Raw genomic sequence first — 14,169 nt, forward strand, 5'->3', positions numbered from 1 at the left:
AATGTTCCCCGGCCACTATTGACACACCGAGATGGCCGATTGATATCGTCCAATTTCTGTGCAGGGGGCATGCACAGAGCGTCCCGAACTCCTTCACAAGGACCCACTGTGGCGGGGCCCCCTGGCGTGATGTCGACACCCTCGCCGGCGGCAGCCGCCGTCGGTGCAACCGGCCCACGGCCGACCGCACCGGGGAGTACAGCTTGCTCATCAGACTCGCTGGCCTTGTAACGATCGAACCCGAAGGGGTTCCGCCGCAGCATCTGTCCAGCGCTCAGGCTCAAGTCGCGTTCGCCAGGCTCATCCTCGAACGGTCCGCCGGCACCAGTCGCGATCAACTGGCCGACACCGTCTGGCCCGACGGACTGCCGGACACCTGGGCCTCGGCCCTGCGCAGTGTTGTCAGCCGGGTCCGTACGTTCGTCACGTTCCCCCAGCAGCGGCCCGGGGTCACACCACTGGTCGCCCAGGGCGGTCGCTATCTGCTGCGGCTGCCGGACGACGCGGCCGTCGACGTCGAGTGCGCGGAGGCGGCGGCGAGGGAGGCGACCGAGGCGTACGCCACCGGCTCGTTCGCCGTCGCCCAGCAGCTCGCCGCCGCCGCCGTGTCGAATCTACGCGGGTCATTCCTGCCCGCTCACGAGGGCGAGTGGGTCAACGGCGTGCGGGAATGGCTCGATGAGCTGCGGCTGTCCGCGCTGGAGACCGCGAGTCTGGCCTCGGCGGCCCTGGGCGACGAGCATCACGCGCTGCGGTACGCCGAGGAGGCGGTACGGCGGGCGCCGTTCAGGGAGAGCGCCTACCGGTGCCGGATGGCCGCGCACCGTACGGCCGGCAACCGGGCCGAGGCGCTGCGCACGTATCAGCAGCTGAGGGAGGTGCTGGCCGAGGAGCTGGGGATCGACCCGGCGCCGGAGAGCCAGGCCGCCTATCTGGAGCTGCTGCGCGGCTCCGACGCCCCCCGAAGACCGGAGCCCGACAGTGGCGCCGCGCCCCGTCTTGACCCGCTGCTGATGGGCATGTTCGAGGCCCCGTACCCGCGGCCGGCCCCGCCGCGGCCCTGCTTATTGACCCCGGACGGCTGCCTCACCCACCCCGCGCCCTCGGCGCCCGAGTGGCGTGTGGCCTAGACGAGTAAGTCCGAAGTGCCGTCTGCCCGGGAACATCTTCCGGGCGAACGACGCCACTTCGGACTTACTCGTCTAGGGGCTACGGGACAGTACCCGGGGCCATGGGACAGGAGCTAGTGGCGCCGACGGGGGAACGTACGCGGGCGGCCCGGCAGGATACGCCGGGCCGCCCCTCTGTGCGTACGAGCGGTTCTCAGGTGATCGAGACGCCGCTGTCGATGCTGATGACCTGGCCCGTCATACAGTCCTGGTCCAGGAACAGGGCGGCGCTGCGGGCCACCTCCTCGACCGTGACGAAGCGGGGAATGGGGGCCTTGCCCTCCATCCCCTCGATGACGTGTCCCGGCAGGTTCTCCGTCATTCCCGTGATCATGAACCCCGGGGAGAGCGCGTTCACGGTCACACCGCGTCTGCCGCACTCAGCGGCCAGGGTGCGGGTGAAGCCGATGAGGCCCGCCTTCGAGGCGGAGTAGGCGGTCTGACCCGCCGTCGCGATCAGCCCGGAGGGGGACACCACATTGATGATCCGGCCCCACCGCTGCCGGAGCATGTACGGAACGGACACCCGCGCGGTGTGGAACGAACCGATCAGATTGGTCTGGATGACCTGCTGCCAGTCCGCCGGCGACTGCATCGCCATCAGCGCGTCCTTGCGGATGGCGCCATTGTTGACGAGCACGTCGACCGGACCGAGCCGCTCACCGATCTCGGCGTACATCGCGGTGACGGCGTCCCAGGAGCCGACATCCCCGGTCACGACGGCCGAGTCGTTGCTCAGCTTCTCCCGTACGGCGTGGGCCTGCGCCTGCGAGCTGTTGTAGTGGACGGCGACCCGGCAGCCGAGCGCGTCGAGTTCGAGCGCCAGGGCCTGCCCGAGCCCGCCGGACGCCCCCGTGACCAGGGCGACCGGCCGCTCCGGACGGGTGCCCGGCTCGCTGTTACGGCTCATTTCCTCTCCCCTCCCCACTCAAGGAGCATCGATCCCCAGGTCATTCCCGCGCCGAAGCCGGCGAGCAGCACCTGGTCGCCTGGCTGGATCCGGCCGTCCTCCAGCGCCTCGGTGAGCGCGATCGGGATGGACGCGGACGCGGTGTTGCCGTACCGCTCCAGATTGGTGACCAGCGCCTCCGGCCGCAGACCGGTGTGGCTGAGGATCGAGTTGATGATCCGGATATTGGCCTGGTGCGGAATGACGTGGTCGATGTCGGCCGCGTCGACCTTGGCGCTCTCCAGCGTCTCCCGGACCGTACGGACCGTGTAGCGCACGGCGTTGAGATAGATCTCGTTGCCGTTGATCTTGGCGAAGTGCAGCCCCTCGCGGACCGTCTCCTCGGTGGTCGGCATCCTGCTGCCGCCCGCCAGCACCTTCAGACTGCCGGTGCACGAGCCGTCCGCGCCGAGGTTCCACGCCTTGACCCGGTTCTCCGGCCCCGGCTGGAGCACGACCGCGCCGGCCCCGTCGCCGACGAGGATCGACAGATCCCGGTCGGCGGGGTTGGCCGTCAGGGTGTGGGTGTCGGAGCCGATCAGCAGGATCGGCCGGGGATCGATGGCGATCAGCGCCATCGCCGACACCAGACCGTAGACGAAGCCCGCGCACTCCGAGTTGACGTCGTGCGCGCTGCCCGCGATGCCGAGATCGTGGTGGACGAACGCGGATGTGGCCGGTGAGGGCTGCTCGGGCGTGGCGGTGGCGACGATCAGATGGGCGATGTCGCCACCGGTCAGGCCCGCCTTCTCCAGGGCGCGCCGGCCGGCCTCGACAGCCAGCGAGGCGGTCGTCTGTCCCGGCCCCACGGCGCGGCGCTCCCGGATGCCGCAGCGGCTGACGATCCAGTTCTCGTCGACACCGAACCGCTCCGCGAGCTCCACGCTGGTGACCTTGCGCTCGGGTACGGCCATGCCCCACCCGGTGATGTCGAAGCCGTTCACGGGCGCTCTCGCTACGCCTGCGCCGGCTGCGGGACGAGCGCGACGATCCGCTCGTACACATGCCGCAGCGTGGTCGTGTCGTCGAGGTCCGCGAAGAGCGACTCGTCGGCGGGGATGTGCGGGTACTGGTTCTGGAACCCGTACAGCCACTCCATCAGGTCCAGCGAGTCGACGTCCGCGATGTGCTGGAGCGGTGCGTCGGGGCCGACCTCCTCGGCGCCCGACACGGCCTCCAGCTGGCTCGCCAGTTCTTCGATGGTGGGCAGCGTCATGAGCTTCGGTCCTCTCTCGCGGTGCATCCGGTGTCGAGTGGCATGGAAGCGCGTCGCGCGCAACCGGGACGCAACACCGGTGACGCACGGCCGTCTTGCACATCTGTTGCGAGCCACGCGGTTATCTCGTGACCGCATCACACGGTCGGTACGAGCGGCGCAGCGACAGGATCAGGAAAGAGGTCGAGGATGACAACGGTCGCACCCAGGTCGGTGGACCCCGAGGTCGACGCGGTCAGACACCACTACGAGGTCAGCAACGATTTCTACCGGCTCCTGCTGGGCCCGACCATGATGTACTCCGGCGGCTACTGGGAGCAGGGCGAGGATCTCGTCGCGACACTGGACGAGGCCCAGGAGCGCAAGCTCGATGTGTTCGCGGCGCTGGCCGGGGCCCAGGGCGCCCGCCGGGTGCTGGACATCGGCTGCGGCTGGGGCACCATGCTCAACCGGCTCACCACCGTGCACGGGGTGGAGGAGGCGGTCGGTCTCACGCTGAGCCGCACCCAGGAGGCGTTCATCGCCGGCCTGGACAACCCGCGGATCACCACGCGGGTGGAGAGCTGGGCGGACCACGAGACGGACGAGAAGTACGACGCGGCGTTCTGCATCAACGCGCTGGAGCACTTCGTCTCGTCCAACCTGCCGCCGCGTGAGCGCACCAAGCGCTACCGCTTCTTCTTCAGCCAGGTGTACAAGGCGCTCAACCCGGGCGGGAAGTTCGTCCTGCACACGATGACGGCCGAGGCGCAGCCCATGAACCGGGAGCTGCTCGCCGATCTGAAGTTCCTCCAGCGCTCCGAGTTCGAGGGGATGCACATCCCGCATCTCCACGAGCTGACCGCCGCCGCCGAGGGCCAGTTCGAGGTCGTGGAGATCGTCAACGAGCGGGAGTCCTTCGCGATGGCGTGCCGCGCCTGGCTGGAGCGGCTGGCCGCGGACCGTGCGACGGCCGTCTCCCTGGAGGGCGAGGAGGTCGTGGCCCGCTTCGAGCGCTACCTCGACATCTTCGCGTACACGCTCGAAGACAAGTTCTTCAACAACTTCCGCGTCACCATCGCGCGCAGGGGCTGAGGAGGCCGCCGTGACGAGCATTCTCGAACCCGCCCGCGGAGACGGGGTGAACAGCGGTACGGAGCCGGAGCAGCCGGCCGGCCGGGGACCCACCCGTCATCTGCGGGTCGCGATCATCGGTACCGGTTTCTCGGGCCTGGGAACGGCCATCAGGCTGCTCCAGCAGGGCATCGACGACTTCCTGGTCTTCGAACGGGCCGATGAGGTGGGCGGTACCTGGCGCGACAACGACTACCCCGGGTGCGCCTGTGACGTCCAGGCCCATCTCTACTCCTTCTCCTTCGCCCGCAACCCGGAGTGGAAGAGCACCTTCGCCAAGCGCGACGAGGTGTACGCGTATCTGCGGGACTGCGCCGACCGCTTCGGGGTGCGCCCGCACATCCGCTTCAACCACGAGCTGATCGCGGCCCGCTGGGACGAGAACACCCGGTGCTGGCACATCGAGACCTCGGGCGGCGAGTACACCGCCCAGGTCCTGGTCACGGGCGCCGGCTATCTCAGTGAGCCGGCCGTCCCCGATCTGCCGGGGCTCGCGGACTTCGAGGGCAAGGTCTTCCACTCGGCGCGCTGGGACCACGACCACGATCTGACCGGCAGGCGCGTCGCCGTGATCGGTACGGGAGCCTCGGCCATCCAGTTCGTGCCGAAGATCCAGCCCGAGGTCGGGCACCTCGACCTGTACCAGCGGACGCCTCCGTGGGTGGGCCCCAAGAACGACAAGGTCAACAGCGCGTTCCACACGAAGATGCTGCGCGGCTTCCCCGGCTACCAGGGGTTCCGGCGCAACTTCAACATGTGGGGCCGGGAGGTCCTGGCCTTCGCCTTCGCCCGGCCCAAGGTCGCCGAGAAGGTGCAGAAGATGGCCTCGGACCATCTCAAGAAGAGCGTCGAGGACCCGGCGCTGCGGAAGCGGCTCACCCCCGACTATGTCGTGGCCTGCAAGCGGCTGCTGTTCTCGAACACCTGGTACCCGGCGATCCAGCAGCCGAACGTGGACATCGTCAGCGACTCCATCGACCACGTCCGGGCCAAGTCCATCGTCACCAAGGACGGCCAGGAGCGCGAGGTGGACACCATCATCATGGGCACCGGCTTCCTCGCCACGGACCGTCCGGTCGCGCGGCGGATCTGGGGCCGGGGCGGGGTCCAGCTCCGGGAGGCCTGGAGTGAGGGGATGTCCGCGCACCGCGGCACCACCATCGCCGGATTCCCCAATCTCTTCATGCTGCTCGGCCCGAACACGACACTGGGTCACTCCTCACAGACCGTGATGATCGAGTCCCAGATCGCCTACATCGTGGACGCGCTCAAGCAGATGGACAAGCGCGGGCTGTCCAGCGTCGAAGTACGGCCGGAGGCGCAGCGGGCGTACAACGCCACGCTCGACAAGCGCCAGGCGCGCGCGGTCTGGAGCGCCGGCGGCTGCAAGAGCTGGTACCTGGACAGCGCCGGGCGCAACCCGTCGATCTGGCCCACGTACACCTGGCGGTTCCGCAACGGCACCAAGCACTTCGACCTGGGCGAGTACCAGCTCGCCACCACCGTGGGCGCCGGGCGACCGGCCGTCAACCACGCATGACGAACGGGAGAACGGACCAGATGAGCACCAACACCCCTTCCCGGCGCAGAGTCCTGGGCGGCATGGCCGCCACCGCCGCGACCGTCGTGGGATGGAACGTCGCCACGCAGACGTGGGCCACCGCCGCCGAGGCGGGCCGCGGCCACGGCGGCGGCAGCGTGTCGCCCGTACCGGCGCTGGACGGCACGCTCAAGACGTCGGCGGCCGACCTTGTGCAGTTCAGCAAGGACTTCGGCAACCTGGTGCCGAACATCACTCCCTGGGCCGTGCTGGTGCCCGGCTCGGTCAATGACATCGTCAAGATGGTCGACTTCGCCCGGTCCAACGATCTGAAGATCGCCGCGAACGGACGCAGCGGCACCGGTGACGATCTTGAGTCGCACTCCAACTACGGCCAGGCGGCGGTCCCGGGCGGTATCTCGATCGACTCGCGCGGTCTGTCGAAGATCGTCAGCATCGGTTCGAACACCGCGGTGGTCGAGGCGGGTGTCACCTGGCACCAGCTCACCGAAGCGGCCCTGGCCAAGGGCAAGATGCCGCCGGCCATGCCCGACTACATGCATCTGTCCATCGGCGGCACGATCAGCGTCGGCGGCATCGGCGGCACGGTCGGCAAGTACGGCCTGGCGGTCGACACCATCGAGTCGATCGACATCGTCACGGGTGCCGGGCAGCTGCTCACCGCCTCCCCCTCCGTGCGCCCCGACCTGTTCAACGCCGCGCTGGCCGGCGGCGGCCAGGTGGGCATCATCGTCCGCGCCACGGTGAGGATCGTCCCGCCCATGGAGCGGGTGGTCGTCTTCAACCTCGTCTACAACGACGTGGCGACCTATCTCGCCGACGCGGAGAAGGTCCTGGCGGAGGGCCGGTTCGAGGTCCAGGCCGGTGAACTCCAGCGCAGGCCGGACGACTCGGGCTGGCGTTACAAGATGGAGCTGGGCGCGACCTACACCGGCACCGCTCCGGCGCGCGAGCCGCTGATCGCGATGCTCCGGGACGTCCGCTCCGAGGCCGTCATCGACGACATGGCGTTCCTTGACTACGTCTACCGGTTCGACGCGTATGTCGAGTACTACAAGGAGGCGGACTACTGGGACCAGCCCAAGCCCTGGCTGAGCCTGTTCCTGCCGGCCTCCAAGGTGAAGCAGTTCCTCCAGATCGCCGAGGCCGACCTCACCGCGAACGACCTGGGCATCGGCTTCGTACTGACGTACCCGTACCGCACGTCGAAGCTCAAGCGTCCGATGGCGGTGCAGCCGAACGACTCGGTGGGCTACCTCTTCGACCTGCTGCGCTTCCCGCACCCCGGTGAGCCGGACATCGCGGGGATGCTGGAGCAGAACCGGCGGCTGTACGACAAGGCCGTGGCGCTGGGCGCCAAGCGCTATCTGGTCGGTGCCATCCCGCGGATGACCCCCGCGGACTGGAAGAGGCACTTCGGCAACCGTTACTCCGACCTCTGCAACGCGAAGCGGCGTTACGACCCGGCCGGCATCCTCACGCCCGGTCAGGGCTTCTTCGCCTGATCCGGCCCGGCCGGACCGGAGCGGGGCCCTTCCCGGGCCCCGCTTCCCGACCTTCCCATCCGCCGCCCCACCCAGGGAGACTGGCATGAACGGCTACGACATCATCGACGAGGCGGTGGTCGACGCCCCCGCGGACGTCGTCTGGGACGCGCTCATCGCCGAGTTCCGCGGTGCCGCCCGCTGGTGGGTGCCCGCCAACACCTTCGCGACCGTCTCCGGCGCGCCCGACGTGGTGGGCGGCGAGGTCGGCGTGACGGTCCACACCAAGGGCGTCGACAAGGGCGGACCCAAACTCCGCTTCACCGCCCGTACGACATCCGTCGTGCAGGGCCGCCGGCTGACCGTCGAATATGTCGACGGAGTCTTCCGCGGCCCTGCCGACTTCCGCCTGGAGCCGCTGGACGACGGCCACCGCACCCGCGTCACCATGCACTTCCAGGGGCGCCCGCACGGCAAGCTGAAGCTGCTGGCCAAGGTCGCCGACATCGGCGCCGAGCACTCGAAGGCGACGCTGGCGGCCTTCGTCGCCCTCAACGCGCTGCTGACCCGACCGCTGGCCGGGAGGACCCGGTGAGCCCCACACCCGCGGTGACCGTCTCCCGCACCGAGGAGACGACGGTACGTACGGATGACGGCGCCGCGCTCGCCGTCACCGTCCTCGCTCCGCTGCGGACACCGACCGGCACCACCGTCGTCCTCTCGCACGGCTGGGCCGCGGGCCGCCGGGTCTGGGGTACGGTCGCCGACCGGCTGATCCGCTCCGGCCACCGGGTGGTGCTGTACGACCAGCGCGGGCACGGCGCGTCGGGCCTGGGCAAGGAGCCGATCGCCATCCGCCGGTTCGGCGCGGACCTGGCGGCGGTGCTCGGTGAGACCGGTTCCCGTGACGCGCTCCTGGTCGGGCACTCCGGCGGCGGCTTCGCGGCCCTGTCGTATGTCACCGCCGACCCGGCCGCCGGGCGCGGGCTGCGCGGGCTCGTCCTGCTGGGCACCGCGGCGCACGACCAGGACACCCCCGACAGCGAGGTGCGCATGATGGGCAGCGCGCTGTTCTCCCGGGCCCTGCGACAACCGGCGCTCGGCCGGCGGCTGCTGGCCCAGACGATGGGCAAGGGGGTCGACCCGTACGCCCTCGAAGTCAACCGGCAGATGTTCGCGGCGGCTTCCCCGCGGGTACGCGCCGACTGCTTCGCCTCGTCCCGCGGCATGGATCTGCGCGCGGAGCTGGCCACCGTCGAGGTGCCCGCCGTGGTGCTCGCGGGCGAACACGACCGGGTCGTCAAGCCGGAGCTGGGCGACGCGCTGGCCAAGGCGCTGCCCGACGCGCGGTTCGAACGCCTCCCCGGCGCCGGTCATATGCTGCCGCTGGAGCGGCCGGCGGAGATCATACGCGCGGTGTCTGGCCTGATCGCCCGACCGTGATCGAGGAGATCCTGCCCCCGGGCGTCAGATCGGCCGAAGCCTTCGACGATCTGGCGCCCGCGCCGCTGTTCCCGGAGGAGGCGGCGCTGATGGCGGGCCGACGACAGCGCCGGCGTGCGCAGTTCGCCACGGCCCGCGCCTGCGCGCGCCGCTCCCTGGCCGAACTGGGCCTGCCGCCCGCGCCATTACTGCCGGGCGCGGGCGGCGCGCCCCAGTGGCCGGACGGGGTGGTCGGCAGTATCACCCACTGCGACGGCTACCGGGCGGCGGTGACGGCCAGAGCGACCGAGGTGGCCGCGCTGGGCATCGACGCGGAGCCGGCGGGGCCGCTGCCGCGCGGGGTACTCGGCCTGATCTCCTCCGCCACCGAACGCGCCTCGCTGGAACGGCTGGGCGCGGAGAAGCCGGGTGTGTGCTGGGACCGGCTGCTGTTCTCCGCGAAGGAGTCGGTCTACAAGGCGTGGTTCCCGGCCACGGGACGGTGGCTCGGCTTCACGGACGCGGAGGTCCGCCTCGCCCCGGCAGGCACGTTCACGGCGTCGCTACGCCCCGCGACGGCCCCGCCGGGGACGGCTTCGCGGTTCGAGGGGCGGTGGCTGTCGCGGCAGGATCTTGTCCTGACGTCGGTGGTCGCCGTGCGCGGTGCGCCTTCCGGCGGGGGACCGTAGTCCCGGTTGTGTTTCGGCGGGGGCCGGTGGCCGTGTGCGCGCAGTCCGGACACGGACCCCGGAGGCCCGGCAGCCGCCAGCCGGCGCACGCACCCGCCGGCCCCGCCGGACAGCCCGCCTCAACGGTCCAGGACCACCGTCTGCCGCACCGCGCCCTGACGGTCCGCCGACTCCCCCCGCTCGCCCTTCCTGAACTCCTGCGGACTCAGGCCCCGTACCCGCTTGAACGCCGCGCTCAGCGCGAACGCCCCGCTGTACCCCACCCGCCGCGCCACCGTCGCCACCGTCGCGTCCGGCTCGCGCAGCAGGTCCGCCGCGAGGGTGAGCCGCCACCCCGTGAGATACGCCATCGGCGGCTCGCCCACGAGCGTCGTGAAGTGCCGGGCCAGACCCGCGCGGGAGACGCCGACGTTGTCCGCGAGCGAGGCCACCGTCCATGCCTTGCCCGGCTGTTCGTGCAGCAGTCGCAGCGCCGGGCCGACCACCGGGTCGCTCTGGGCGCGGTACCACGCGGGCGCGCCGGACTCGGGGATCGCGAGCCAGGTGCGCAGGACGCTGACGAGGAGCAGGTCGAGCAGTCGGTCGAGGACCAGTTCCTGGCCGATCTCGTCCTTGCCTATCTCGTCCGAGAGGATGCGTACCAGCGGGTTGTCGCCCGCTTCCGCGGGGCGGACGAGCAGTACGGGGAGCGCCGCCAGCAGCCGTCGACCGATCTCGCTGGGGGCCTGGTACGTACCGCTGAGCATGACCGAGGAGCCGGCCCGGCTGTCGTCGCCCCAGGTCCGTACGCCCAGGGCCATCGTTTCGGTGACGTCCTCGCCCTCGGTGGTGTTGCAGCGTTGTTCGGGGCCGACGACGATCTTGACGGGGGTGTCGGGCCGGTCCGCGATGGTGTACGCGTCGGGCCCGCGCATCACGGCGACATCACCGGGGCACAGCCGCACCGGACGGCCGTTGTCGGGGAGTACCCAGGCGTCGCCGCGGACCATCGTGACGACGGAGATGGGCGCCCGGTCCTCGACCCGCAGGGACCACGGTGGGCTGAAGACCGACTTGAGCAGGAACGCGCCGCGGGCCTTCGGACCTTCGAGCAGACCGGTCAGTGTGTCCATGTCATCACCTTAGACGATGCCGCATGCGGGGTCACCGTTTCTTGTGGATCCGTCTCAGGGTGGAACGCGCCCGCCCTCCCCCGCGGGGGAACGAGTTGAGAGGACGGGCGCGGTTCTGGTGGGCCGGACGGGCCGGGGGCATCAGAGCGGCTGGGCCGCTCCCCTGCCGTGCAGGACCAGGGCGCGGCCGAGGGCGCCGAGGGCCGCCGTGCAGGCCAGGGTCCTGACGACGTTGGCCGAGGTCCACGGCCGCTCGAATCTGCCGCGTACCACGCCGAAGTCCGGGGTGCTGCCCACTGGTACGGCGCGGGCCAGCATCCTGTTCAGCGGAACGTTGACGCAGACGGTGATCGCGACGGACAGGGCGTAGAGGGCGAAGGCGGTCCGGGTCCAGCGCGCGGCGTCCGGCCGGCCGAGGCGCCGTTGGAGTACGGCGGCGACGCCCGTGGCGAGGAACACCCCGACGAACAGCAGGCCGAACAGGGCGCTGTTGTCGATGACCTGGTTGATGTCACGCATCACGGTGACGAACGTAGCGTCGTCGGCGCCGGCGAGTCCCGGCATGACCGAGACGTCGAAGGCGAAGTAGAGCCCCGCCATCAGCCCGGTGCCGATGGTGGCGGCGGCGAGCACGGGGCCAGCGACTGCTTGAGCGGGCTGCATCGGGGCTTCCTCATCCGGTCGGGCGTTCACGGGGCGGGCGGGTCGGCGGGGCGGGGCGGGTCGGCGGGGCGGTCAGCGGGGGCGGGTCACGCCGGCGAGGGTCCGTTCGTACCGTCGGCGCAGCACCGTATCGCCGATCAACCGCACGGGCGGCGGGATGGTGGCGGCGACATGCGCCACCGACCGCTTGTCGGCGCCGTCGAACATCCAGGGCTGGAGACGCGTCATGACGGTGAACGGGGCGCTGGCGATCACCTTCCGCTCGACGGCGAGGTATTCGTCCGGGGAGAGCCGGGCGAAGACGGGGAAGGAGACGGTCTCCTCGTCCCGCAGATGATCGCGGAGTACGGACTCGAAGCGGGTGGCCGCGGAGGCGACGGCGGCGAGGTTCCCGCCGGGCCGCAGTGCGGCCGTCACCGCTTCCATGGCACGGTCGAGCACGGCGTGGTCGTCACCGAGCCGCAGGGCCTCGGCGGTGAACTGCGGGGCCCTGCTGAGCAGTCCGGGCCATAGCACCTCGTCCTCGCTGTGGTGGTGCCAGTCGATGATGTCGCGCAACTGCCGCCACCACGCGGCGGCGGCGCCGAGCCCGGCCGGAGTCAGGGCGGGCGCGGCGGCGAGCAGCCGGCGGGCGTCCCGGCGCATCGCGATGTGCATCAGCGCGAATCCGTGGAAGTGACCTGGCAGGGACGCGAGTCCGTACTCGCTGGACATGGGGGTACTCATGGCCGCCTCCTCGCGGATGGTGCGTCGGGCGCCGGGCGGGATCAGACGTTCCAGACGCCGCTGGCGGCGGCGTCGCGGGCGAAGTCGGAGAAGTCACGGGGCTTGCGGCCGAGGGCTTCCTCCACTCCGTGCACCAGGAAGGCGTTGCGGCCGTCGAGGATCAGACCGAACAGGTCGGCGAACTCCACCGGCTGACCGTGCTCCGCCAGCGCGGCGCGGTAGTCGTCGATGGAGACCGGGATGTAGCTGATCTCCCGGCCGGTGGCCTTGGACAGTTCGGCGGCGACGTCCTGGAAGCTGAGCAGCCGGGGGCCGGAGAGTTCATAGGTCTTGCCGATGTGCTGGTCTCCGGTCAGCGCGGCGACGGCCACATCGGCGATGTCGTCGGTGTCCACGAAGGGCTCGACGGCGTCACCGGTCGGCAGCGCCAGTTCCCCGGCGAGTACGGGGTCGAGGAAGAAGCTCTCGTTGAAGTTCTGGTTGAACCAGCTGGCCCGGACCACGGTCCAGTCGGCGCCGGACTCCTTCATCTTCTCCTCGGCGACCTGCGCGCCCTCCTCGCCGCGGCCGGAGAGCAGCACCAGACGGCGGGCGCCGTGGGCGACGGCGAACGCGGAGAACTCGCCGACGACCTCGGCGGCCCCGGGGAAGCCGAGGTCGGGGTAGTAGGTGATGTAAACGGCTTCGACGCCGTCCAGCGCGCCCGCCCACGTGGCCGAGTCCTCCCATACGAAGGGCCGGTCGGCGTTACGCGAACCGATGCGCACCGGAAGGCCCTTGCCGGCGAGCCGCTCGGCGACCTTCCGTCCGGTCTTGCCGGTACCACCGATGACGAGGGTCGCCTTTGTCGCTGAGCGGGCGTTCTGCGTGGTCTGTGTCATGAGTACAGTCAAGTCCACTCCGGTGAGACGGGACATAGCCACGAAGCTCAGTTCCATACGCGTGCGTCTACGGCCCCGTCGGGGAGACGGCTCAGGAGTAGCCCATGCCGCCACAGACGTTGATCGCCTGCGCGGTGATCGAGGCGGCGCTGACCGTCGTGAGATAGCCGACCAGGCCCGCCACCTCCTCCGGGGTGGAGTAGCGGCCGAGCGGGATGTTCGCCTCGAACTGCGCCTGGACGAAGTCCTCGGTGGTGTCCCAGGCCGCGGCGTACCCCTGGCGGACCCGTTCGGCGGTCGGGGTCTCCACGTACCCCGGGCAGACCGCGTTCACGGTGATGCCGAGGGGCGCCAGCTCCTTGCCGAGGGACCTGGTGAAGCCGACGACGCCGTGCTTGGAGGCGGAGTAGGGGGCGCCCATCAGGACTCCCTGTTTCCCGGCGGTCGAGGCGATGTTGATGATGCGTCCGTAACCCGACTCCAGCAGGCCGCCGTTCACCAGGACCTCGCGGGTCAGCAGGAACACTCCGTTGAGGTTGGTGTCCATCACGTCGTACCAGAGCTCGTCGGCTATCTCCGCGGTGGGCCCACCACCGCCCCGGCCCGCGTTGTTGACCAGGATGTTGACCGGGCCGAACTGCCCGACGACGGCCGCCACCAGCGCGGACACCGACGCGCGGTCCCGGACGTCGGCGACCGTGCCCTCGGCCTCCATCCCTTCCGCGCGCAGATCCTCGACCGTCTGCTTGACCTCTTGCGCCGTCCGCGCGCAGATGAAGACCCGATGGCCCCGGCCGCCGAGCTCCCGTGCCACCCCGAGCCCGATCCCCCGTGTCGCGCCCGTGATCAGGGCCACCGGATTCCTCGGGGCCCGCATCGGTCTTTCCTGGTTCGCAGCGACCCCGGAACCTGAAATCTCCACGGTTCTCCTCCGCACCTCGTCAAATCCCCGCCGAATCACTCTTCGACGCCAGGCATGTTAGTCCCGCGCGGGCTCCGCTTCTTGAATTCTTGAGTAACCGTCCAGCACATCTCTCACGTCTTCATTTACCGGGCATGGCAGGGAGATTGGGCTACTCGACAACAACCGAAAAGCGCAAGAGGACAACGCCGCACAAACAATGGGGAAATTCCACGACCCGATCGCCGGGTACGCGTGGCACGTTCCTGTTCGAACGTCCTCA

Annotated in this window: 15 protein-coding genes; 7 read left to right on the forward strand and 8 right to left on the reverse strand. The window is 70.2% G+C overall.

The window, feature by feature from the left end; genetic code table 11:
- The first annotated feature begins 203 nt into the window (after positions 1-203).
- On the forward strand, positions 204-1,130 hold the full coding sequence (locus ACFRMN_RS21555) for a BTAD domain-containing putative transcriptional regulator (RefSeq protein ID WP_383021917.1): 927 nt from the start codon (positions 204-206) through the stop codon (positions 1,128-1,130).
- Positions 1,131-1,323: 193 nt separating this feature from the next.
- On the opposite strand, the gene ACFRMN_RS21560 is transcribed toward ACFRMN_RS21555, so the two are convergent.
- Genes ACFRMN_RS21560 through ACFRMN_RS21570 form a run of 3 tightly spaced genes read right to left on the reverse strand, consistent with a single transcriptional unit; the run spans position 1,324 to position 3,334 of the window.
- A complete protein-coding gene (locus ACFRMN_RS21560; protein ID WP_383021920.1) occupies positions 1,324-2,079 on the reverse strand; it encodes an SDR family NAD(P)-dependent oxidoreductase in 756 nt (251 codons plus the stop codon).
- Complete coding sequence (locus ACFRMN_RS21565; protein ID WP_129766292.1) at positions 2,076-3,062, reverse strand: 3-oxoacyl-ACP synthase III family protein; 987 nt, start codon at positions 3,060-3,062, stop codon at positions 2,076-2,078. Before ACFRMN_RS21565 ends, ACFRMN_RS21560 begins: the two co-directional genes overlap by 4 nt.
- A gap of 11 nt (positions 3,063-3,073) precedes the next feature.
- On the reverse strand, positions 3,074-3,334 hold the full coding sequence (locus tag ACFRMN_RS21570; RefSeq protein ID WP_129766293.1) for a hypothetical protein: 261 nt from the start codon (positions 3,332-3,334) through the stop codon (positions 3,074-3,076).
- A gap of 189 nt (positions 3,335-3,523) precedes the next feature.
- On the opposite strand from ACFRMN_RS21570, the gene ACFRMN_RS21575 reads away from it, so the two are divergent.
- The 6 genes from ACFRMN_RS21575 (at position 3,524) to ACFRMN_RS21600 (ending at position 9,603) form a co-directional block, all read left to right on the forward strand.
- Complete coding sequence (locus tag ACFRMN_RS21575; protein WP_383021924.1) at positions 3,524-4,408, forward strand: class I SAM-dependent methyltransferase; 885 nt, start codon at positions 3,524-3,526, stop codon at positions 4,406-4,408.
- A gap of 10 nt (positions 4,409-4,418) precedes the next feature.
- The gene (locus tag ACFRMN_RS21580; protein ID WP_383021927.1) at positions 4,419-5,987 is read left to right on the forward strand and encodes a flavin-containing monooxygenase; all 1,569 of its coding nucleotides are present in this window, start codon (positions 4,419-4,421) and stop codon (positions 5,985-5,987) included.
- 20 nt (positions 5,988-6,007) lie between these two features.
- Positions 6,008-7,513 carry an FAD-binding protein gene (locus tag ACFRMN_RS21585; RefSeq protein ID WP_383021930.1) on the forward strand — a complete coding sequence of 502 codons (1,506 nt, stop codon included), beginning with the start codon at positions 6,008-6,010 and terminating at the stop codon, positions 7,511-7,513.
- Between the two features lie 85 nt (positions 7,514-7,598).
- Positions 7,599-8,087, forward strand: coding sequence for an SRPBCC domain-containing protein (locus ACFRMN_RS21590; protein ID WP_383021932.1), 489 nt, complete (start codon positions 7,599-7,601; stop codon positions 8,085-8,087).
- Positions 8,084-8,935 carry an alpha/beta fold hydrolase gene (locus ACFRMN_RS21595; RefSeq protein ID WP_383021935.1) on the forward strand — a complete coding sequence of 284 codons (852 nt, stop codon included), beginning with the start codon at positions 8,084-8,086 and terminating at the stop codon, positions 8,933-8,935. Before ACFRMN_RS21590 ends, ACFRMN_RS21595 begins: the two co-directional genes overlap by 4 nt.
- Positions 8,932-9,603 (forward strand): 4'-phosphopantetheinyl transferase, encoded by a 672-nt coding sequence (locus tag ACFRMN_RS21600; protein WP_383021937.1) that lies wholly within the window; start codon positions 8,932-8,934, stop codon positions 9,601-9,603. The genes ACFRMN_RS21595 and ACFRMN_RS21600 overlap by 4 nt, the downstream gene beginning before the upstream one ends.
- Before the next feature lie 119 nt (positions 9,604-9,722).
- Here ACFRMN_RS21600 and ACFRMN_RS21605 read toward each other — a convergent pair whose 3' ends face one another.
- The 5 genes from ACFRMN_RS21605 to ACFRMN_RS21625 form a co-directional block, all read right to left on the reverse strand.
- Positions 9,723-10,715 (reverse strand): AraC family transcriptional regulator, encoded by a 993-nt coding sequence (locus tag ACFRMN_RS21605; RefSeq protein ID WP_383021939.1) that lies wholly within the window; start codon positions 10,713-10,715, stop codon positions 9,723-9,725.
- Between the two features lie 141 nt (positions 10,716-10,856).
- Positions 10,857-11,378: a DUF1772 domain-containing protein gene (locus tag ACFRMN_RS21610; protein ID WP_383021941.1), complete on the reverse strand. Its 522-nt coding sequence runs from the start codon at positions 11,376-11,378 to the stop codon at positions 10,857-10,859.
- 72 nt (positions 11,379-11,450) lie between these two features.
- Positions 11,451-12,104: a hemerythrin domain-containing protein gene (locus tag ACFRMN_RS21615; RefSeq protein WP_383021944.1), complete on the reverse strand. Its 654-nt coding sequence runs from the start codon at positions 12,102-12,104 to the stop codon at positions 11,451-11,453.
- Between the two features lie 41 nt (positions 12,105-12,145).
- Positions 12,146-12,985 (reverse strand): NAD(P)H-binding protein, encoded by an 840-nt coding sequence (locus ACFRMN_RS21620; RefSeq protein ID WP_383021946.1) that lies wholly within the window; start codon positions 12,983-12,985, stop codon positions 12,146-12,148.
- Between the two features lie 91 nt (positions 12,986-13,076).
- On the reverse strand, positions 13,077-13,862 hold the full coding sequence (locus ACFRMN_RS21625) for an SDR family NAD(P)-dependent oxidoreductase (RefSeq protein WP_383021949.1): 786 nt from the start codon (positions 13,860-13,862) through the stop codon (positions 13,077-13,079).
- Between the last annotated feature and the right edge of the window lie 307 nt (positions 13,863-14,169).

It is taken from the genome of Streptomyces sp. NPDC056835 (assembly GCF_042789485.1).
In the GTDB taxonomy this organism is placed as follows: domain Bacteria; phylum Actinomycetota; class Actinomycetes; order Streptomycetales; family Streptomycetaceae; genus Streptomyces.